Origin of the sequence: Pseudoalteromonas ruthenica, assembly GCF_008808095.1 — a bacterium.
GTDB classification, from domain to species: Bacteria; Pseudomonadota; Gammaproteobacteria; order Enterobacterales; family Alteromonadaceae; genus Pseudoalteromonas; species Pseudoalteromonas ruthenica.
On record NZ_CP023397.1, the window covers coordinates 797,852 to 819,644 of the forward strand.

The following is a 21,793-nucleotide window of genomic DNA, read 5'->3' on the forward strand; positions in this document are numbered from 1 at the left end:
CAATGCGGCAAAAAGGAGTTCAAGTGCCTAGTTTTTCGGTCAAACTGCGCCATCTTCGGCTGCAAGGACAAAGCAACACAGAGTTGGCAATCACAAATAACACTGACACCGTGGTGATCGCCGTGCATGGATGGCAGGATAACAGCAACAGTTTTTTGCCTTTAATGTCTGCCTTAGGTAAGGATTTACCGGTTTATGCAATTGATTGGCCCGGACACGGTTTATCGCAGTGGCGAGGCCAAGACGCACATTATTATTTTATTGATTATGTTGATGACCTTCATCAACTTGTGACGCGTTGCAAGGCCAAATATGTGCACATCATCGGACACTCCCTCGGCGCTATGGTGGCTTCATTGTACTGTGCGTGTTTTCCAGAGCCTATTACCTCACTTTCGCTCATTGAAGGGGTTGGCCTGGTCACCGCAGAGGAGCCTGACACTAAAAATTTATTGATTCAGGCGCTTAAACATCGAGCCCGCGCAAAGAAAGGGGCGATTTATGAAAGTGCCGAACAGCTCTATGAGCGCCGCGAGGCCGTCAGTGATTTCAATATTGATATCGCTCGGCAACTAATGGCGCGTAATATTGTTAAAAAAGAGCAAGGTGTGATGTTAACAACAGATCCGCGATTAAAGCATTATTCCGCTTTTCGCTACACTAAAGCGCAAGCGCATGCTTTGTTAACACCTATAAAAGTACCCACCTTATTGATAAAGGGGGCGCAAGGTTATTCCATGGTGCACCAAAATGAACAGGAATTTAGTAAGTGCTACAACGACTTAGTTACACATACAGTCGATGGTGGCCATCATTGCCATATGCAAAGCCCGAAGCAATGCGCGCGCCTTATTGGTGCGCACTTGCATCAAAATAGCGCAGAATAATTGTAACTTTGCGATAAATGTGGGAATATCAAAGCAATTTAGAGCAATTGCTCAATTGTGAAAGATAGCAACTTAGATTAAGGTTAGTACTGTTGTGGCGATGAACTCTCAAGCCCGCTAAAAGCGTGGCAATGTTTATCACCCTACAGCGAACTATATGGGCATTGGTTAAGTGTCGTGCTTACTATTTGCCAAACTTATGACTGCTAAGACAAATCATTATAAGAACAAATTAATAGGAGCTTAGTGTGGAAAAAATCTGGCTAAAGCGATATCCAAAAGGTTGCCCAGAGACCATCGATCCCGCTCATTACGACTCTTTACTGTCATTATTCGAGAAAAGTTTTGCGGATTACGCCCAACTACCTGCATTCAAAAATATGGGGGTTACGCTAAGCTATGCTGAGCTAGACCAAGCAACTAAGAAAGTTGCGTCCTACATAAATAATGATCTGGGCTTAAAGCCAGGTGCAAAAGTGGCAGTAATGATGCCCAACTTATTGCAAACACCGGTATCCATACTCGGTATTTTACGGGCAGGGTGCGTGGTTGTTAACGTTAACCCTCTTTATACTGCGCGTGAACTGGAGCATCAACTAAATGACTCCGAAGCGGATGCCATTTTTATTCTTGCCAACTTTGCTCACACCTTGGAAAAAGCACTGGGTAAAACCAATGTTAAACACATAGTGGTCACCCAAGTGGGTGACATGGTGGGCGGCCTTAAAAAGCATCTGGTCAACTTCGTTGTTAAGCATATCAAAAAGATGGTACCGAGCTTTGAGCTGCCAAACCCCATTGCTTTCACGGATGTGTTAAAAAACGGTGACGCCAGCCGTTATACTCGCCCAGAGATTACCTTAGACGACCTCGCGTTTTTACAATACACAGGTGGTACAACTGGGGTGTCTAAAGGCGCCATGCTTACCCACGGTAACATGGTGGGCAACTTAGAACAGGTATCCGGTTGTCTCGATAATATTTTAGATAAAGGCAAAGAAATCGTGGTTACGGCGCTGCCGCTGTATCACATCTTTGCACTGACGGCGAACTGCTTAACCTTTATGAAGTATGGTGGGTTGAATCTACTCATTACCAACCCACGCGACATGAAAGGCTTTGTAAAAGAGTTGAACGACAATAAATTCACCGTTATGACTGGGGTAAACACCTTATTTAATGGTCTTCTTAATACCGATGGTTTCGCCGACGTAGACTTTTCCAACTTAAAAATGTCGCTCGGTGGTGGTATGGCGGTCCAGCGTCCGGTTGCTGAACGCTGGCAGAAAGTAACCGGTACGCGTTTGGTGGAAGGCTACGGTCTTACCGAGTGTGCGCCGTTGGTCACAGTTTGCCCATATGACTTGGAAGGTTACAACGGCTCTATCGGTTTGCCGGCACCGAGCACAGACATCAAATTGATGCTTGAAGATGGCCAAGAAGCACCCGCTGGCGAGCCCGGTGAACTCTGGGTTAAAGGCCCTCAGGTAATGAAAGGTTACTACAACCGCCCTGATGCTACCGCAGAGTGCCTGCGCGACGGCTGGTTTGCCACCGGCGATATTGCTACATACGATGACCAAGGTTTTTTCTATATTGTTGATCGGAAAAAGGATATGATTCTGGTGTCCGGTTTTAACGTGTTCCCGAACGAAATAGAAGAAGTGGTCGCATCAATGGATGGCGTGCTTGAAGTCGCCGCTGTTGGCGTCCCTCATGATGTCAGTGGTGAGCAAGTTAAATTGTTCGTGGTGAAAAAGGATGCAGCCATTAATGAGCAAGACATCATTAAGCACTGCCGCGAAAACCTGACCAATTACAAAGTGCCTAAATTAGTTGAGTTTAGAGAGGAATTACCGAAAACCAACGTCGGTAAAATACTCAGACGCGCACTTAAAGACGAATAAGAATAAGTAAACAAACCGGCAATCGCCGGTTTGTTTTTTAAGGAGTACAAGTGGATTACCAGTTAATCACTGAACAGGCTGAACTAGATAGCTTTGTCAATGCTATTAGTCAGGCTGAGACCTTGGCAATAGACACTGAATTTATGCGTCGGCGCACGCTTTATCCCGAAATCGCACTCCTGCAAATTTTTGATGGTCAGCATCTTGCTCTTATTGACCCGTTACAGCCTCTTGATTTCACCCAACTTTGGCAGTTACTTAAATGCGAACAAGTGTTAAAAGTGCTGCATTCCCCCTCTGAGGACATCGAAGTTTTCCAAAACTTTGCCGGCTTTGTGCCAGCGCCGCTTTTCGATACCCAGTTTGCATTGCAATTGTTAGGGCAGGGGAACTGCGTGGGGTTTGCAGCGATGGTGAATTCACGCCTTAATATAGAGATTGATAAAAGCGAGTCGCGAACCAATTGGCTACAACGGCCGTTAAGAGAAAGCCAATTAGCCTACGCCGCCGCTGATGTTGCGCATCTATTGCCTTGCTATAACGAATTAGTGACACAGATAAGGGCTCAGGGGTGGTTTGATTTGGTGATTGCAGAGTCGCAGTTGTTGTCGAAAAAGCGCGCCCATCAAATACCCGATGAGCAGTTATACCGCGAGGTGAAAGGGGCTTGGCAGTTAGCGCCACGGGATCTCGCGATACTCAAAGAGCTGGCCATGTGGCGCCGACAAAAGGCACAACGAAAGAATTTAGCGCTTAATTTCGTGTTGAAAGAAGCCAATATGGTAGAGATCGCCAAGCGTCGGCCAAGCTCACTCAATAGTATGCGTAATATCCCTGGCGTCGAGCCGATGGAAGTGAATCGTTCAGGTAAAGAAATCCTCGCTTGCATCGAGCGGGGTAAAGCGGTGCCTGAGCAAAGCCTTCCTAGTCGCGTAACGAGATTAATGGATTATCGCGGCTACAAACAAACGGCTAAAGACATTAAGCAAAAGATAGCCACCGTTGCCAAGCAAACCGGTATACCTGCCGACGTATTTGCCAGTAAAAAACAAATTAATCAACTTATTAGTTGGCATTGGAAGTACGACGAGCATGAACGCGAGCAGCTATTAGCGCCTGATTTACTACAACCTTGGCGTTTTGATTATGTACGCGAAGCACTTTCTGATTGGGTGCTTACTTCCAACGAGTGACGATAACTGAGTTCCTTATGCCTACGTGGTTGCTAGTGGTATTGCTTATTGGGCAAATATTTATCGGGTTCTTTGCTGCGATGGCGATGATGTTCATGGCCTGCGCCGAGAATGCACCGACCCTCTCTAAGCGGTTGGACCGCGTTTTAGTCAGCTTATGGGTTACGTTTATAATCGCCTTGGCAGTGAGTGTGGGCATCATCATTGTCGGGCTTATCAACGCCGCGCAATACAGCCACGCCTTACTCATCCCTTGGCCTTTGCTGTTGCTGATAGCGATTATCTGGAGCTGGGTCAGTCTGTGTGCAAAAAGAGACAAGGATAAAAAAAGAGGCTAACTTAGCCTCTTTCTTGTGATTTGCACTGATACGTTATTTTTCGTCATCAGGTAGCGTGACATTGAGCTCTAATACCGCTAAGTCGTCTTCATTTTGCTCTAGCTGCACTTGCACTGCTTCGGCATCAATGGCCACGTATTTACGGATCACTTCAAGGATGTCTTGTTTTAGCTGCGGCAAGTAATCAGGGGTGCCGCGCTGTGAGCGCTCATGAGCGACGATAATTTGCAGCCGCTCTTTAGCCAGCGATGCGCTGGATTTTTTCTGCGAACGAAAATAATCTAGTAATGACACCTTATCCTCCAAAAATCCGTTTGAATAGACCACGCTTCTCAACGTCCAAAAATCGGAATTCAATTTGCTCACCGAGTAGACGGTTGATGGCATCTAAATAGGCTTGACCGGCATCTGACTCAGCGTCCAATACCACAGGCTGACCTTGGTTTGAGGCATTAAGCACCGCTTGTGACTCTGGGATAACACCCAACAAATCAATAGCCAAAATTTCGTTAACGTCTTCAACCGAAAGCATTTCACCTTTTTGCACGCGCTCAGGGTTATAACGGGTAAGCAGCAAATGCTCTTTTACCGGCTCTAAACCTTCCTCTGCACGACGTGATTTGCTCTGTAAAATACCTAGGATACGGTCCGAATCGCGTACTGATGATACCTCAGGGTTGGTGGTCACAATGGCTTCATCTGCAAAATATAGGGCCATCATCGCACCGGCTTCAATACCCGCTGGCGAATCACACACAATATAGTCAAAGCTCTCTTTCATTTCATTGAGGACTTTTTCGACACCCTCTTTGGTTAACGCGTCTTTGTCGCGAGTTTGCGAAGCGGGGAGCAAAAACAGCTTATCAACACGCTTGTCTTTAATAAGTGCTTGGTTGAGGTTTGCTTCACCATTGATCACATTAACAAAATCATAGACCACGCGGCGCTCACAGCCCATGATTAAATCAAGGTTGCGCAGGCCAATGTCAAAGTCAATGATCGCCGTTTTAAAGCCTTTAAGGGCAAGGCCTGTGCCGATTGCGGCGCTTGAAGTTGTTTTACCAACGCCACCTTTACCTGAAGTAACGACAATAATTTTTGCCATGTGTTTTATCCTTTAACCAAAGCTGATAAATGAAGTGAGTCATCGCGTTGGCGAACTTGGGCTGGCTGGCCCCATAAGTCCCCTTGTAACGAATCACTGATCCAATAGCTGCCATTGACTGAAACAAGTTCGGCTTCAAGTTTTTGGCAGAAGATTGTGGCGTTTGCGTCACCTTGCGCACCGGCAATAGCTCGGCCTCGCAAAGTGCCATAAATATGAACGTGTCCGTCAGCAATGACCTCGGCGCCATGGCTGACAGAGCCCAAGACAATCAAATCACGTCCTTTAGCATACACCTGCTGACCTGAACGCACGGTGCCTTCTACAACCAAGGTTGGTTCATTTTCTACTTTGGCTGTAGCTTGTGGAGAAGGGGCTTTTTGCTGGCTTTGTTGTGCGTCTTTGGCATAGTTAAGCACCGATAAACCGGCTTCTTTCGCACTGCTATGTTGACTATCACTGCCACTGCATACCCCAACCGGGTTAAAAGCAAGGCGTTTTAATGTGTCTCTTAGCTGGGTGAAATCAAGCGTTGCATCTTGGATTGCTTCAAGATTGATAACGATGGGCGCGCCTGCGAAAAACTTCGGAGCTTGCGCTATTTTAGCATCAAGCTGTTCAGATAAGGCTGCAAGATCCGGTGTTAATAACCGCAACACGGATAACGTGAAGAGATTCCCTTTTAATTCGAATAATTGTTCCGACATAAGCGCTCGTATTCGTGTGGCCGAATTATTTGTTATCGCTTATCTGTGGCGTTGCCATTTTTAACTTGGCAGTCGCAAACAGTGATGAGCGTTGAGCTTTGGCCACTAAACTTACCACATAGATTAGCTCTCATGGTATAGTGTCAAGGTGTGTTTCGCAACAATTTAAAGGCCTTAAGATGCTATGTGCCATATACAAGAGCAAGAAAAAAGCAGATACCTATTTATATGTACCCAAACGTGATCATTTTGACGATGTTCCTGAGCCGCTGATGGACAGCTTTGGGTCGCCAGAATTTGTGATGTTGATTAATTTAGCAACAAAAAAGCGCTTGGCGCTTGCTGATATCGACAAGGTTAAGGCTGAATTAAGCGACAACGGGTTCTATTTGCAACTACCACCGCCAACTGAGAATATGTTGGACGAATTAAGACAGCAAAATGGAGTAGAGCGTGATTAACACCATCAGCAAGTATATAGCCAGCGCCTTCAAGCCTGTTGCCTTATCCACCTTATGTGTGGCTGGCGCAGCAACAATTACTTTTCCGTCTCTGGCAAACTCGCAGGTAGCAAGTGTTGAACAACAACAGGTGCAGTTTGACGCCTATGTTAAAAAACTGCGCTCCGAAGCGCTGGAAAAAGGCTATGACGCAGCCTTAATTGATTCAGCGTTTGCCACCATAGAGTTTAAGCCTAAGGTGATCAGCGCCGATAAAAACCAGCCTGAGGTCAAAGAAACCTTAGAGACTTATCTACCAAAACGGGTGCCTCAGTGGAAAATAGACCGCGCCCGTAAACTCTATAAAGAGCATAAACAGACACTGGAAGAAGTGGCTGATAAATTTGGCGTGCAAGCCCGCTTTATCGTTGCGTTGTGGGGGTTAGAAAGTAACTTTGGTCGTATTCAAGGTGGCCACCCAGTGATCTCAAGTTTAGTGACACTGGCTTATGATGGCCGCCGCGAGGCGCTATATAAACGCCAGCTTTGGGCGGCGTTAGATATTCTTAAAGACGGCCATATTGACCTTGAACATTTCAAGGGTTCTTGGGCCGGGGCTATGGGGCAAACACAGTTTATGCCAAGCTCCTTTAATGCCTATGCCGTAGACTACAACGGCGATGGCCGCAAGGATATCTGGACCACCGAGGAAGACGCGTTTGCCTCCATCGCCAATTACTTAAAAAGCGTGGGCTGGAATGACTCGCTGACCTGGGGACGACAGGTAAAATTACCCAAGGATTTTGACAGCAACGCTATATTGCAGCGCGGTACCCGCAGCCATAAGCAATGGTTGCAGTACTGGCGTGAGTCCGAGCGCAGTTTAGCGCAGTGGCAAGCACTCGGTGTGCGACGCATGGATGGCAGCGACTTACCGCAACGTGATATCACAGCGGCGATGGTGATGCCAGATAATGTCGATGGGCGTATGTATTTAGCCTACGATAATTATAAAGCACTAATGAACTGGAACCGTTCATATTATTTCGCCACCAGTGTCGGCTATTTATCCGACCGCATCGGTTACCCGCCGGTGGAGTAACTTCACACTGGCGTGGCAACACGCTAATTTGCTACACTACGCCCCGGTTCAAAGGGGCGTTTTTATGTTAGAAGATAAGTTTTGGCAGACCAAGTCGTTGGCACAAATGAGTGACCAAGAGTGGGAAGCGATTTGTGATGGCTGTGGTAAATGCTGTTTAAATACCTTTATTGACAGCGACGAAGAACAACAAGAAGACTTTGCTGCCACTACCGAGCTGCGCCCCGGCGAGCAGCTTATCTATACCAACATTGTGTGTCAGTATTTGGATAACAAAACCTGCAACTGCACCGAGTATGCAAACCGCCAGCGCTTAGTTCCCTCATGTGTGAAGCTCACCAAAGACAACATCGACGATATCTTCTTTATGCCTAACAGTTGCAGCTACCGACGACTGCAAGAGGGTCGTGGCTTGGCCAGTTGGCACCCGCTACTCAATAAGGGCAAAAAGTCGAAGATGCACAGCGCCGGGATCAGCGTACGTAACAAAACAGTAAAAGACTGTGATGTTGATCTCGAGTACTTCGAGGACCATATCGCTCAATGGCCACAAAACGACTGCGATTAACGCTTTAGACTCAAAACGGTGATGAAAGCTGAGCGCAAGCGCTCACCCTCGTGGTAACAACGCCGGCTCGGGCCCTGTCTACTCAAGGTCGAATTGCTAATTTCATTGGCCGATATGTTCGCTTAGCCGTTACTTTCCTGTCGCAGATTCATCCGTTAGCGATACAAAAAGCCGAATGTTAGTTGCATATGGTTTGGAACGTTCCAGTAAATATTCTGTGATCTTGTTATGTGGATGTGTAGAATCCGAGACAACAAGTAGAAGGAGAACAACACGTGAGTGAGATGAATAATAATCAGGCTTACGTTGCATCGGCAGATAAACAAAGCAACTATACTTTGCCGCTTGTAGCGATGACCACCTTGTTTTTTCTGTGGGGCTTTATCACCGTTTTAAACGATTTACTGATCCCCAGATTGAAAGCAGTTTTTGACTTAACCTATACCGAAGCCATGCTGATCCAGTTCTGCTTCTTTGGCGCGTATTTCATTATGTCGTTGCCAGCGGGTTACTTAGTTAAGCGATTTGGCTATAAGAACGGTGTTGTCAGTGGCTTAATCGTTGCCTCTATCGGCTGCTTACTGTTTTACCCAGCCGTGGCCGTACACGAGTATTGGTTGTTTTTAGGCGCACTATTTGTGTTAGCTTCTGGGGTGACCATTCTACAAGTGTCTGCTAACCCCTATGTGGCCGCATTAGGCCCGGCGCAAACCGCCTCTAGTCGACTCAATTTGGCGCAGGCTCTTAATTCGTTAGGCACCACAGTGGGGCCTATTATCGGCAAAATTTTATTGTTTGGCGGCAGTGCTGCGCTGGTTACCGAGGCTGCAACGGCGGACACGGTAAAAATTCCTTATTTAATGCTCGCCGCTGCGCTATTAACGATTGCCGTTGTCTTTGCAGTGTTGAAGCTGCCCGTGATCAAAGAACACACTGAAGAATTCGACTGCAAAGCCAAAAACCACTCTTTATTAGAAGCCCCTCACTTGGTTTTCGGTGTTGGCGCTATCTTTTGTTATGTAGGCGGCGAAGTGGCCATTGGTAGTTTTCTTGTTAATTACTTTGGCGAAGCGCACATTGCTGGTCTAGCTGAGCACGAGGCGGCCCACCTCATTTCTTATTACTGGGGCGGTGCCATGGTCGGGCGCTTTATTGGCTCGGCAGCATTACAAAAAATTGCGCCGCACAAAGCACTACTCTTTAATGCTGTGGCCACCATTGTATTGCTGCTTGTCACTATTAATAGCCAAGGAATGGTTGCCATGTGGTCTGTACTGGCTATCGGCTTGTTTAATTCAATTATGTTCCCCACCATTTTCACACTTGCTATTGCGGCGCTTAGCTCACTCACCAGTCGCGGCTCGGGGTGGTTATGCTTGGCCATTGTTGGTGGTGCGTTAATTCCTCTCGTCCAAGGTTATGTAGCCGACACTGTGAGTTTGCAGTTAAGCTTCTACGTGCCGCTTGTGTGTTACGTATATATCGCTTGGTATGCGATGAGTACACCCAAGTTACAAGGAAAGTGGCAAGAGAAAATCGAAAAATAGCAGTACGATATATTTAAGCTTTGAAACACCGCCCTGATGCTTGTCAGGGCGGTTTTGTTTTAAGGTCGGTGAATACGTATTCATTACCCCTATTTACTAGTACGAGCTGGAACGTTCCATTTTGTCTTTCACCTATTTTTTGGCTCCCAACAAGCTTGCTACCAAACGTTCTCCTTTGTAATAAGGGTATACACAGATGAGTTCGCGCACGAGCGCCTGTGCGGGCAGTTAGCGTCACCTATATGGCACAATTGTTACAGCTGTAATTAAACTGTATTAATAGCGCAACACCACTGTCACTTTCCTTCTCTACACTCTCGCACATCTTACATTCGTGTCGGATTTCCGGCTAAGCATTCGAGCTAAACATAAGGTGTATGCGATGAAAGGCGTTAAACCCCTGATATTAGCCACAGTAGTGGCGGCCACCAGCCCCGTGCTGATGGCTAATGAACTGGACACTGTTAAAAACAAAAGCAGTGAAATTAATGAGTTAGCGAAAAAATCTCAAAATAAAATCGATAACATCGCTGATTCAATGCAAAACCGCTTGCAAAAGTTTAAGGCACTCAACAAAGAAATAGACGGCCTCAGCGTCTACAACGCGCAGTTGCAAAAGCAAATTGCCAATCAAGTTGAAGAAATGGACAACCTTAACGCATCGATGGACCAAGTATCGGTGATCGAGCGACAAATCACGCCACTGATGTTGCGAATGATCAATGGCCTTGAGCAGTTTGTTGCCCTAGATGTGCCTTTTTTACAGCAAGAGCGCAGCGAGCGGATTGCTAAGTTGCATGCGTTGATGGACCGCGCTGACGTGGCATCAAGTGAAAAGTTCCGCCGTGTGCTCGAAGCCTATCAGGTTGAGGTCGACTATGGTCGCACCATCGAGGCCTATACCGCTTTACAGGATGTAGATGGCAAAGAACGCGAGGTTGATTTCCTGCGCATTGGTCGCTTAGAGCTTATTTATTTGACCCGTGACGGCCAGCAAGCCGGCGCCTGGGATAAAGAACAAAAAGCATTTGTAAAACTGGATGATTCGGCTATTAGCCAAATTAACAAAGGTCTGCGTATTGCGCGTAAACAGCTAGCCCCAGACATGTTAACCCTGCCTATCCAAGCTGCGGAATAAGAGGTACCGACAATGAAATTAATGAAACAGTTTACCCGAAGCGCAGCCTTAGTTGCCACTTTGGCGTTATCGCACTCTGCTTTAGCCGCAGATGCTATGGATCTAGATGCGCTATTAAAAACACTCGAGCAGGGTAAAGTTGCGCAGTCTGCGGAAAATAAAGAGCGTGAGCAGGCATTTATGGCCCGCGAAAACGAACAATTACAGATGTTGCGTCAGGCTGAGCAAACTCGCAACGCCAAGCTTCAAGAGTCTGAACAATTAGAAACGCGTTTCGAAGAAAACGAAGTGAAACTCGCGCAGCTATCCGATACCTTGCAAAACCGCATGGGCACACTCAAAGAATTGTTTGGTGTGCTGCAGCAAGAAGCAGGCGAGAGTGCCAATAAGTTTGCTACTTCTGTTATCTCAGCACAGCTTCCAGGGCGTGATGAGTTTATGGAAGAGATGGCGCAAAAAATGGGTTCAAGTTCGAAGCTTGCTTCTATCGAAGACATCGAGAAGGTGTGGTTTGAGCTGCAGCGAGAGATGACCGAGCAGGGCAAAGTCACACGCTTTAATACTGAAGTGATCGTTGCCGGCGGCGCTAAAGAAAACAAAGAAGTGCTGCGTGTCGGCGCATTTAACCTTATTGCCGATGGCAAGTACCTTGAGTACAACAATGTCACCGATACATTATCTGAATTGACTCGCCAGCCCGTAGACCGTTACACCGCCAGTGCTCAAGACTTACAACAAGCCACTGACGGCTTTGTGCAGTTCGCGCTGGACCCAACAGGCGGCTCTATTTTGGGCCTACTAGTACAGGCTCCAGGTACTGAAGAGCGGGTGCATCAAGGCGGCACTGTGGGTTATGTGATTCTCGCGGTTGGCGCATTGGCGCTATTAATCGCCATTGAGCGATTCATTTCTTTGCTTATTATTGGCAGCAAAATTCGTCGCCAGCTTAAAGACGATGTTGCCCGCGACGATAACCCGCTTGGACGTGTGATGAAGGTGAAAGACCAATACCCTCACGTGGCGCACGACACTCTTGAGCTGAAACTGTCCGAAGCAATTTTACGCGAGATGCCAAAAATAACGCGTAACCTCACGCTTATTAAAATCATCTCTGTGGTGGCGCCGCTGCTGGGCTTACTCGGTACGGTCACTGGTATGATTAATACCTTCCAAGCGATTACCTTATTTGGCACCGGCGACCCTAAATTAATGGCTGGGGGCATATCTCAAGCTTTGGTGACAACGGTACTAGGTTTGGTCGTCGCTATACCGACGGTATTCCTTTATACCCTGCTTAATACACGCTCAAAGAACTTGTTGCTCATTTTGCAAGAGCAAAGTGCCGGTCTTATTGCTGAGCGCAGCGAAAAGGGAGCGTAAATCATGGTGCTATTGATTGATTGGATCAATGCAATTCGTGATTTTCTCGATACGGGTGGCCAGGTGCTCCTGGTCATCGGCATCCTCATCTTTGCTATGTGGTTGCTGATTTTGGAGCGCTTTATGTACTTCTTCCATGGCTATGGCAAGTACAAAAAATCGGTGCGCACGCAGTGGCAAAACCGCAGTGAGCGTAACAGCTGGAATGCCGAGCAAATTCGCCAAGCAATGATCTCACGGGCGGGAATGAAGCTTAACGCTAATCTTGCTCTGATCAATGTCATGGTTGCACTGTGTCCGCTGCTCGGTCTGCTAGGTACGGTAACCGGCATGATCGAGGTATTTGACGTTATGGCTATTACTGGCACCGGCAGTGCCCGTTCCATGGCCTCCGGGGTGTCGAAAGCGACTATCCCTACCATGGCCGGGATGGTCGGCGCGTTGTCTGGGGTGTTTGCCTCAACATTTTTACAGCGCCGCGCCAAACGAGAAGTCGAATTGTTAGAAGATAAAATGGTCTTGGACCACTAGTTGCGATGATGCCTGTGCTTGAGCACAGGCAAGGAGAAAAAAATGAGAGCCCCTTTAGGTAAAATATTTCAAGAAGAAGAAGCAGAAGAAATTAACATGACGCCGATGCTGGATGTGGTCTTCATCATGCTTATTTTCTTTATCGTTACCGCGTCTTTTGTCAAAGAGTCAGGTATTGATGTAAACCGCCCAGAAGCGGCAACGGCGGTGAAAAAGGAGCGCGCCAATATTCTTGTCGCTATCTCTGATAAGGGCGAGGTGTGGATCAATAAACGGGAAGTAGACGTGCGCGCGGTGCAAGCGAATATCGAGCGTTTAAAAGCCGAAAACCCGCAAGGCAGCGTGGTGATTCAAGCGGATAAGAAAGCCACTACTGATACCCTGATCAAGGTGATGGATGCCGCCAGAGCTGCGGGCGTATTTGACGTGTCGATTGCGGCTCAAGAGGCCTAAGGAGCTGCCATCATGCGTTATTTTATCGCCCTGATAGTCGCTGCGGTGGTGACCTTTATGCTGTTTTTAGGCATGCAGGCATTAATCTCCGGTGGCGAGGGAGCCATGACTGAGCCAGCTAAAGGCAACGTACTTGATTTTGTGCGCCTTAAGCAAGAAGAAACCGTCGAGAAAAAAGAGCGTAAACCGCAGAAACCACCGAAGCCAAAAGAGCCGCCACCACCGATGGACTCGCCGCAAACACAAAGCAGCGATCCTAACGCCAGCAGCGGTAATTTCGACTTTGCTGCCGATGTCAGTGCTGATGTCGACATTGGTAAAGGCTTGGCGCTAGAAAGCAGCGACGGTGAGTATTTGCCCATTGTTAAAGTCTCGCCTGTGTATCCACGCCGAGCTTTATCAGGCGGTATTGAAGGTTATGTCATTGTCGAATTTACAGTGACTAAACAAGGCACCGTACGCGACCCGAAGGTACTTAAAGCCGAGCCTGAGAGTATTTTCGATAGAGCTGCAATGGATGCGGCTAAAAAATTCAAATACAAGCCGCGTATCGTTAATGGCGAGGCGGTAGAAGTGGCAGGGGTGCAAAACCGCATCACCTTCCAAATCAACGGTTAATGAGTGTGCCCCGCAGTGGGCACCTGTTGCGATTAAGAGGTTTACCATGACAAAACTGAACTCATTGCTGCTATTTGCAGGGTTAACATCGGCGACGTTAGTGTTGCCGAGCATGGCCAGTATGATCCCATCGGTGGCGCTCGCCAGCGCCCATGCAGAGCAAAAAACCAAACGCGTGCCGGCGCTGCGCGATAAGGTTTATAGCCAATTAGCGCGGGCACAAAAGCTCGCTGATGACGGGGATGTAAAAGGTGGGCTAGCGGCACTTGACTCTGTTAAAGAGCGTGCTTCAAGCATGAATAGCTACGAAAAGGCCATGATGTACAATTTTTATGGCTTCATTTACTACAATGAAAACCGCTTGGGTGAAGCCATTGATGCTTTTGAAAATGTTGTTGCTCAGACGGATATTCCTGAAAGTTTAACGCTCAGCACGCTGTTTTCATTGGCGCAGCTGTCGATGGCCAACGATGATTATCAAGGGGTGATTGATTACCTGACCCGTTGGGATAAGGTCAATACCAAAGCGCAGCCTGACAGTTATTACGTGCTGAAATCTCAAGCCTATTACCAAATGAGCCAATATCAGGATGCGTTGGCAGCGATAAACACAGCTATTGCACTTGCGGAAAAAGACGGGAAAACACCGAAGGAAAACTGGCTGGTATTGCAACGTGCTTTGTATTACTCATTACAACAACCAGAGCAGGTTGTGGCGGTGATTGAGAAAATGATTGCGCTTTACAACAAGCCCGAATACTGGCTGCAATTAAGCGGTATGTATGGCGAGGTTGGACGAGAGAAAGAGCAACTGGCTACTATTGAGGCTGCTTATCAGCAAGGCTTTGTAACCAGCAAATCGGATTTACGAAACTTAGCCCAGGTCTATATGTTCAACGGCTTACCTTATAAGGCTGCAAAAGTTATGAAAACCGCGCAAGCCAAAGGTGTCGTCGCAGATAATGTTAAAAACAATGCCTTCATAGCAGAAGCTTTTGTACAAGCCAAAGAAGAGCGCAAGTCCCTTGCTTACTTTGAAAAAGCGGCTAAGCAAAGCCAAGAAGGTATTTATGACCAACGCCTTGCTGAGGTGCACTTGAATCTCGAGCAATATGCAGAGGCGGCGGATGCGGCCAGGGCAGCTCTGGAGAAAGGGGGTCTACAGCATGAGTCTAATGCGTATGTGGCGTTAGGGATGGCGCAGTTTAACTTACAGAACTTTGACGCCTCTATTTTGGCCTTCGAACAGGCGGAGAAACACAAGCGCTCTGAGCGCTTGGCGCAACAATGGATAAAATATGTAAAAAATGAAAAGCTGCATGCTGAGACATTAAAGCAGGCGCTTTTATAAAGTGTTTTATGATTAGGTATAATAGAGTTAGTTAATATAAATATTAAATAACTGTGCCTGGTCTTTAACAACCATAATCGCAACACCAAAGCCGCCCTCGGGTGGCTTTTATCTTTTTAAGTAACAATATTAATAACTTAATCATGTCATCATATGTTTAAATAAGTGTCACTTCATTGTCATAAAGCCACCGTATTGTATGTCGTAACTTTTAAATGCGTTAACAATAATTGACATTCAACGGAGTATAACAATGAAACTATCTGACTTATTCAAGGTCAGCCTAGTGGCTTCAGCAGTCACACTGGCAGCATGTGGCGGCGACATCGAAATCACCCCAACTGTAAATGACAACAGCACAAATACAGATAACAGTGTTAATAATTCAAACAATACATCTGGTGGTGACAACTCCGATGATTTTGAATGTGCCAGCTACGAGTCTGACTCTGGTACGGTCCAAGGTGTATTTGATGGTCGTGACTGTATTTACAATGACTCCTTTGCCAGTAAAACTATTGAAATCACCAGTAACATTACGTTCTCTGAAATCCCAGATAATGGTGTGCACTTATTTGAGCAAGCACTGTTAATCGGTGAAGATGGCAACACCACAGAAGGTTTTGAAATTCCAGCAAATGGCCCAACGCTAACAGTTGAGCCTGGTGCTACCTTGGCCTTCCAATCTGGCGAAGCCATTATTCGTATCGCTCGTGGCGCAAAAATCCAAGCTAATGGCACCGAAGAGAAACCTATTACGTTCACTTCAGCTAATGCCTTCGACCGTTTTGATAGCGCAGGTGAAGGTGCTCGCTATGCAGATTGGGGCGGTATCATTATTAATGGTAATGGTATCACTGACCAATGTACTGATGCAGAGCGTGATGCAAGCACGTGTAACGTTGCCTCTGAGGGGATCACTAGCTACTTCGGTGGTGACGACAATACTGATTCTAGCGGTAGTATCAAGTGGGCCAAAATTTGGTATGCAGGTTCAGGTCCTAAAGTAGGGGGTGAAGGCGATGACCTTAATTCACTTACATTAAATGCAGTGGGTTCAGGTTCAGAGTTTGAATACCTGCATATTCACCAAGGTTTCGATGATGGTATTGAATTCTTTGGCGGTGCAGCGACGATTAAGCACATTGTTGTTACCGACACGCAGGATGATTCATTCGACTTTGATGCGGGTTGGCAGGGTGCAGGTCAATTCTTATATGTACAACATGGTACTGTGACCTTGAACGACGGCACTGTGGTGAACATGGGCAACAACGGTTTCGAATCTGATGGTGTTAAGGGCGAGTCTTCACCGCAAGTGGGCCCAACTAACCCGACCCTTGCTAACATCACCATCGTGACCACAGATGGCAATTCTGTGCGAGATGATGATCCTTCGCAAGCTTACAAGTTCGACGATGAGTTCAATGCCAGCATTTACAACGCCTTATTGGTCAAGAAGAATGCGGTAAACAGCAGCTGTATTCAAGTGACTTCAGATGGCGAAAAGCAAGCCGATAACATCATGTTTAATAACTCAGTGATGGCGTGCTCTTCAAACTTCACCGATACAGATACATTCGCAGCGGGCCCATTAGCAGGGCAAACCAAGGCGTCTTGGTTCGAAAATAGCGGCAGTAGCGAAATTTTGACTGATGATGTATCGGTATTGGCTGAAAATGGCTTTGCAACAAACACTGCCTCAGCAGATGTTTCAATTAATGCTAACGATTTAAGTGGCCTAGACTCAAGCTTCTTTGAGAGCGTAGATTACATCGGCGCGGTATCTGATCAGGACACAAGCTCTAGCTGGTATAAGTGGGTTGAGACTGCTGTTAATGCAGCGGCTCAAGACTAAAAGCCTAGTTATTTAGAGTGTTAAATTGAGGCGCCTTGGTGCTTGAGCAAAGCAGTAGGCGCCTATTTTTTGTCAAACTGATTAGGATGTATATCATGTTTAAACAACATAGGCTGAGCAAACTCACCCTCGCGGTTGGCCTGGGATTGTTTGTCCACACTAATGGCCTAATCGCAGCTGAAGCAGAGCTCGCAGCGAACGATGAAATAGAAGAGGTTGTGGCTGTAGGAACTCGGCTTCAAGGAAGCGCTGCAGCTGTGGTTGAAGAACGAAAAAATCAGGCATTCGTTGCTGATATTCTTGGAGCCGAGCAACTATCACGTACTGGCGACAGTGACGCTGCCTCAGCGCTTCGTCGTGTGACAGGCCTGACATTAGTTGATGGTAAGTTTATTTATGTTCGTGGTCTGGGCGAGCGTTATTCCAGTGCTAGATTGAATGGTGCCTATATCCCTAGCCCCGACCTCACTCGCAACGTCGTGCCGCTGGATATTTTCCCAGCCAGCATCATAGAAAGTATGGCGGTGCAAAAAGCCTACTCTCCCGATATGCCTGCGGCGTTCGGTGGCGGTAACATAGACATCAGAACCAAATCCATCCCCAACGATTTTGTTGCCGGAGTGGAGTTGGGCGTTGGCTATAACACAACAGCGGATGAAGGCTATACCTATGATGGTAATGATGCTGGTGTTCCACAAGCAATGAAAGATGCGATTGTTCGCTATCAAGGAAACTTTAGCATCAACAATATAGTTAACAGAGACTATTTGCAGGACAATGAGCAAGGAACGCGTGCTCAGCAAGCGACCGCTATCAATAACCAATTGTTAAAGTCATTGCCACGAAACTATGGCCTGAAAGAAGAGTCACTTGACCCGGAAATGGGCGTCAAAGCGCACATTGGCAATAGCTTTGAAGAGGATTACTTCGGCGGTCGTATTGGCTTTTTACTATCAGGTGCGTATGTTAACGAATGGGATGCACAAACTCGCTTTTCATCTGTGATTGCACAAGATGTCGATAGCAGTTGTGCGACTAGCCTAGATTCTGCCGAGCAGGTTGCAAACTCGTGCTATAACACCGTGAAAAATTCGACGGTAACGACCGAGAACGAGCGTTATAACGCCACGGCAAGCCTTGGTTACACCTTCGATACACATAGTATTTCTGCTCAACAACTCTATATTGTCGATAATGAAGACGAAACGGAAGTAGCGATTTCACAAAGCCCGGCGGGCAGTTCAACGTTTACCATTGCCGGTGACGGGTTAGCTAATCGCAATCACGAATTCAATCTTGAAGAGCGTAAGCTCAATGTATCCCAGTTCCTTGGACAGCATACTTTCTTGGATTTATGGGGAGTCGGCTTTGATTGGCAGTATACGCGTTCGAAAGCAACCACAGATATTCCCACCAACGTTGATTTTGAGTTTCGCGATCAATACGGCGAAAACGGTCGTTACGCGGGGTCTGAGATCACAGGAGACGACAACCGCGTGATCATGTCATATACCGATATGGAAGAACGTGTAACTTCCTATGGTGGTAACTTTAACTTGCCTTTGATGTTTGATGGTGTCGATGTCGAGTTTAAGGTAGGTTATGACTTTTCGGATCGAGCAAGAATCTACAACACTTCTAGCTTCACTGTGAACAACAGTGCTGGTGCTGCGATCAATGTCAACGATGGCAGTCGCGATCCGCTGACTAACAGCGGCTATTTAAGCGATCAATTTATCGATGGCAACGCCATTTTGGTCGATTTTAACGAACCAACGCCACCAGATGCTGATGACTATATTGCTGGTCAAAAGATTGATGCTGGCTATGGCTCATTCGATGTAATGTATGACCAATGGTTGCGCATTAGCGGCGGTATACGATATGAGGAATTCAAACAAACCTCAGTTGGTACGTCTAGCCTTATTTTTGATGGCGAAGATTTGCAAACGATTTGGTCTGCCGAGAACATTGAAGATGGCACTATCTTAGAAGATGATTGGTTCCCCGCATTGTCATTAACTTATATTGGCGCAGAGCAATATCAAGTTCGAGCCGGTTACGGTGAAACCGTAGTGCGCCCTGACTTTCGTGAAGTGGTCCCTGTCACCTATTTTGATCCGCTAACCGATATTCGTACTTTTGGTCGCGTCGGTCTTAAGAGCAGTCCGATTAAGAATTACGACCTTCGCTACGAATTCTACGGTGAAGCAGGGAACTCCTACAGTGTCGCTGCCTTTTATAAGGATATAGAAGCACCCATTGAGACCGTTTTGCGTATTGGTGATGAAGACTACTCCGCGACCTTCGTCAATGGTGAAACTGCTGAGGTGTATGGTATAGAAGCAGAATGGCTTCAAGATCTGACGTTCTTGAGCGATGGACTATTTACCAGCGGTAATATTACTTTAAGTGATTCCGAAGCGAAGATAGATCCTGCTTTAGCCGGAAACCTAACTAACCCAACTAAGCGTATGACGGGTCACTCTGAATACGTCGTCAATATGCAGCTAAATTACGACTCTGCTGATGGCGTTCATAGTGCGTCATTGGTCTATAACGTGTTTGGTGAGCGTATTCTCGCAGCTGGCGTAGCGGGGCGTGATGATGCCTATGAGCAACCATTTCACTCGTTAGACTTAGTGTACACGTGGTACCCAGATTTCAACTCTAAAGTGAAATTCAAAGTCCAAAACCTGTTAGACGAGCAAAAAGAAGTGACGCAGTCAGACATCGTAGTGCGTTCACGTGAAGAAGGTGTAGAATTCAGCGTAAGTTATGCATATGAGTTCTAGTTTCAGGTAACAACAAAGAAAAGCCCAGCCAGTGCTGGGCTTTTTTATATGGTATTAACGGCATTTAATAGTCGCATAAAGAGGATAACACTGGTTTTTGCTGCCCGTACTTTTTTTAATCCACGCACTGCCATACCAGTCATAATCAGCATAAGACGATTCATCTTCGCCATAGGTAACGGTACTTCCAGAAACTTCCTGATTGTGACCGCGTGCTTCACAAAAGGTGTTGCCATTGGTTGAGCCCACAAAGAAGGACTCTAAACGCCCATTAACCCACACTTTCGGGCCATAATAGGTCACTGTTGAGGCGGCTAATGAACCTTGTTTGTTGAGCATATTCACTTCAGCGCGCGTAAAGCTTACTTGCTCTTGGTCTGGTGCTGCCAAATTGACCGCTGAGCTTTGAGCTGAGGCTGTTGATGATAGTGCTGCGACAGTCAGTGCCGCGATAGAGGTTACGAATAAATTCATGACTATTTCCTTGTTTAATTGTTAATGCACACCTCCGACTGCCTGTGTACCTACTTACTACACCATCAAGTGTTTTCAAAATAGCGACAGAATAGTTAATAAATTGTGACTAACGAATCGGGTGATATTAGCTATATGAAATAATTTTAAGTTGTATCTAACCCACTAGTGCCTGGGGCGTTGCAGTGCTATTGTCAGAGATTCTCAGTGCTCGCTGGGTCTCACGCAATATGAATAAACTTGTAAGTAAGAGGAATCTGTAATGAAAAAAGTAGGCTTAGTAGGCTGGCGGGGGATGGTTGGCTCCGTACTGCTAGAGCGGATGCAACAAGAAAGTGATTTTACTCATATTGATGTGACCTTTTTTACCACTTCACAGACAGGACAGTTGGGCCCGGCAATTGGCGGCGATGCTAAACCTTTGTTGAGCGCCTACGATGTTGACGCGCTCAAGGGCATGGATGTTGTTGTGACCTGTCAAGGTGGCGATTACACCAATGAAGTCTATGGTAAATTGCGCGACAGTGGTTGGCGCGGGTATTGGATTGATGCCGCCTCGGCGCTGCGTATGAGCGACGAGAGCATTATTGTACTCGATCCGGTGAATCATGATGTTATCGAGCAAGGTCTCGAACAAGGTGTAAAAACCTTCGTCGGTGGTAATTGCACGGTATCGTTGATGCTATTGGCATTGGGGGGCTTGTTTGAACAAGATTTAGTTGAGTGGGTTAGCCCCATGACCTATCAAGCGGCCTCCGGCGCCGGTGCGCGCAATATGAAAGAATTACTTAAGCAAATGGGTGATATTCATGGTGTCGTTGCCTCGCAACTTGCCGACCCTGCCAGCGCTATTTTAGAAATAGACAAGCTAGTTGCGAATAAAATGAAAGATGGTTCACTGGATTATGATCAGTTCGGTGTGCCACTAGCAGGTAGCTTGATCCCGTGGATTGATGTGCCAATGCCGTCGGGGCAAAGCAAAGAAGAGTGGAAGGCTGAAGTAGAAGCCAATAAAATTTTGGGTTCCTCGAAGCAACCTATCCCGGTTGATGGCTTATGCGTGCGTGTAGGCATGATGCGCTGCCACGCTCAGGCACTGACCATCAAATTGCGTGAGGATGTTAGCGTTAGCAAAATAGAGCAAATTCTTGCGAGTCACAACGAATGGGTCGATGTCATTGCCAACGAGCGTGGTGCATCGAGCGAAGAGTTGAGCCCTGTCAATGTCACAGGGACTTTACGAATTCCTGTTGGCCGCATTCGCAAGCTCAGTATGGGGCCTCGTTATATTAGTGCATTTACGGTGGGCGATCAGCTACTATGGGGAGCGGCAGAACCGCTTAGAAGAATGCTGAAAATTATCTGTAACGGGTACTAAGCTGCTGTAAATAGGGCACTTTT

The 21,793-nt window shown here is 46.8% G+C and carries 21 protein-coding genes; 17 read left to right on the forward strand and 4 right to left on the reverse strand.

The window, feature by feature from the left end:
- The first annotated feature begins 23 nt into the window (after positions 1 to 23).
- From PRUTH_RS18835 to PRUTH_RS18850, 4 genes are all read left to right on the forward strand, one after another.
- On the forward strand, positions 24 to 887 hold the full coding sequence (locus PRUTH_RS18835; protein ID WP_170269020.1) for an alpha/beta fold hydrolase: 864 nt from the start codon (positions 24 to 26) through the stop codon (positions 885 to 887).
- 248 nt (positions 888 to 1,135) lie between these two features.
- On the forward strand, positions 1,136 to 2,794 hold the full coding sequence (gene fadD / locus PRUTH_RS18840; RefSeq protein WP_151174202.1) for a long-chain-fatty-acid--CoA ligase FadD: 1,659 nt from the start codon (positions 1,136 to 1,138) through the stop codon (positions 2,792 to 2,794).
- 50 nt (positions 2,795 to 2,844) lie between these two features.
- Positions 2,845 to 3,987: a ribonuclease D gene (rnd, locus tag PRUTH_RS18845; protein ID WP_151174203.1), complete on the forward strand. Its 1,143-nt coding sequence runs from the start codon at positions 2,845 to 2,847 to the stop codon at positions 3,985 to 3,987.
- Positions 3,988 to 4,004: 17 nt separating this feature from the next.
- Entirely contained in the window at positions 4,005 to 4,325 is a 321-nt protein-coding gene (locus PRUTH_RS18850) for a hypothetical protein (protein ID WP_151174204.1), read from the forward strand.
- Positions 4,326 to 4,358: 33 nt separating this feature from the next.
- On the opposite strand, the gene minE is transcribed toward PRUTH_RS18850, so the two are convergent.
- Genes minE through minC form a run of 3 tightly spaced genes read right to left on the reverse strand, consistent with a single transcriptional unit; the run spans position 4,359 to position 6,137 of the window.
- Positions 4,359 to 4,619 (reverse strand): cell division topological specificity factor MinE, encoded by a 261-nt coding sequence (gene minE, locus PRUTH_RS18855; protein ID WP_022946848.1) that lies wholly within the window; start codon positions 4,617 to 4,619, stop codon positions 4,359 to 4,361.
- 1 nt (position 4,620) lies between these two features.
- Complete coding sequence (gene minD, locus PRUTH_RS18860; RefSeq protein ID WP_022946849.1) at positions 4,621 to 5,430, reverse strand: septum site-determining protein MinD; 810 nt, start codon at positions 5,428 to 5,430, stop codon at positions 4,621 to 4,623.
- Between the two features lie 5 nt (positions 5,431 to 5,435).
- On the reverse strand, positions 5,436 to 6,137 hold the full coding sequence (gene minC, locus PRUTH_RS18865) for a septum site-determining protein MinC (RefSeq protein WP_022946850.1): 702 nt from the start codon (positions 6,135 to 6,137) through the stop codon (positions 5,436 to 5,438).
- Positions 6,138 to 6,316: 179 nt separating this feature from the next.
- Between minC and PRUTH_RS18870 the strand changes: the two genes are divergently transcribed.
- The 12 genes from PRUTH_RS18870 to PRUTH_RS18925 all read left to right on the forward strand — a co-directional run bounded on the left by PRUTH_RS18870 (position 6,317) and on the right by PRUTH_RS18925 (position 19,918).
- Positions 6,317 to 6,598 carry a YcgL domain-containing protein gene (locus PRUTH_RS18870; RefSeq protein ID WP_138548241.1) on the forward strand — a complete coding sequence of 94 codons (282 nt, stop codon included), beginning with the start codon at positions 6,317 to 6,319 and terminating at the stop codon, positions 6,596 to 6,598.
- A gap of 130 nt (positions 6,599 to 6,728) precedes the next feature.
- Positions 6,729 to 7,679, forward strand: a complete 951-nt coding sequence (locus tag PRUTH_RS18875; protein WP_371741536.1) for a lytic murein transglycosylase — start codon at positions 6,729 to 6,731, stop codon at positions 7,677 to 7,679.
- Between the two features lie 64 nt (positions 7,680 to 7,743).
- On the forward strand, positions 7,744 to 8,247 hold the full coding sequence (locus PRUTH_RS18880) for a YcgN family cysteine cluster protein (RefSeq protein WP_022946853.1): 504 nt from the start codon (positions 7,744 to 7,746) through the stop codon (positions 8,245 to 8,247).
- A 275-nt stretch (positions 8,248 to 8,522) separates the two neighbouring features.
- Positions 8,523 to 9,794 carry a sugar MFS transporter gene (locus PRUTH_RS18885; RefSeq protein WP_082079342.1) on the forward strand — a complete coding sequence of 424 codons (1,272 nt, stop codon included), beginning with the start codon at positions 8,523 to 8,525 and terminating at the stop codon, positions 9,792 to 9,794.
- 382 nt (positions 9,795 to 10,176) lie between these two features.
- On the forward strand, positions 10,177 to 10,932 hold the full coding sequence (locus tag PRUTH_RS18890; protein WP_045979991.1) for a DUF3450 domain-containing protein: 756 nt from the start codon (positions 10,177 to 10,179) through the stop codon (positions 10,930 to 10,932).
- 12 nt (positions 10,933 to 10,944) lie between these two features.
- On the forward strand, positions 10,945 to 12,312 hold the full coding sequence (locus tag PRUTH_RS18895) for a MotA/TolQ/ExbB proton channel family protein (RefSeq protein ID WP_130146395.1): 1,368 nt from the start codon (positions 10,945 to 10,947) through the stop codon (positions 12,310 to 12,312).
- Positions 12,313 to 12,315: 3 nt separating this feature from the next.
- On the forward strand, positions 12,316 to 12,843 hold the full coding sequence (locus PRUTH_RS18900; protein ID WP_022946857.1) for a MotA/TolQ/ExbB proton channel family protein: 528 nt from the start codon (positions 12,316 to 12,318) through the stop codon (positions 12,841 to 12,843).
- A 42-nt stretch (positions 12,844 to 12,885) separates the two neighbouring features.
- The gene (locus tag PRUTH_RS18905; RefSeq protein ID WP_022946858.1) at positions 12,886 to 13,296 is read left to right on the forward strand and encodes an ExbD/TolR family protein; all 411 of its coding nucleotides are present in this window, start codon (positions 12,886 to 12,888) and stop codon (positions 13,294 to 13,296) included.
- A 12-nt stretch (positions 13,297 to 13,308) separates the two neighbouring features.
- A complete protein-coding gene (locus tag PRUTH_RS18910) occupies positions 13,309 to 13,914 on the forward strand; it encodes an energy transducer TonB (protein ID WP_151174205.1) in 606 nt (201 codons plus the stop codon).
- 46 nt (positions 13,915 to 13,960) lie between these two features.
- Positions 13,961 to 15,265, forward strand: a complete 1,305-nt coding sequence (locus PRUTH_RS18915; RefSeq protein WP_045979993.1) for a tetratricopeptide repeat protein — start codon at positions 13,961 to 13,963, stop codon at positions 15,263 to 15,265.
- Positions 15,266 to 15,518: 253 nt separating this feature from the next.
- Entirely contained in the window at positions 15,519 to 17,123 is a 1,605-nt protein-coding gene (locus PRUTH_RS18920) for a beta-helix domain-containing protein (protein WP_053909429.1), read from the forward strand.
- A 95-nt stretch (positions 17,124 to 17,218) separates the two neighbouring features.
- Entirely contained in the window at positions 17,219 to 19,918 is a 2,700-nt protein-coding gene (locus tag PRUTH_RS18925) for a TonB-dependent receptor domain-containing protein (protein ID WP_151174207.1), read from the forward strand.
- A 54-nt stretch (positions 19,919 to 19,972) separates the two neighbouring features.
- On the opposite strand, the gene PRUTH_RS18930 is transcribed toward PRUTH_RS18925, so the two are convergent.
- Complete coding sequence (locus PRUTH_RS18930) at positions 19,973 to 20,392, reverse strand: hypothetical protein (RefSeq protein ID WP_151174209.1); 420 nt, start codon at positions 20,390 to 20,392, stop codon at positions 19,973 to 19,975.
- 262 nt (positions 20,393 to 20,654) lie between these two features.
- On the opposite strand from PRUTH_RS18930, the gene asd reads away from it, so the two are divergent.
- On the forward strand, positions 20,655 to 21,770 hold the full coding sequence (gene asd / locus PRUTH_RS18935) for an aspartate-semialdehyde dehydrogenase (RefSeq protein ID WP_151174211.1): 1,116 nt from the start codon (positions 20,655 to 20,657) through the stop codon (positions 21,768 to 21,770).
- Positions 21,771 to 21,793 lie beyond the last annotated feature (23 nt).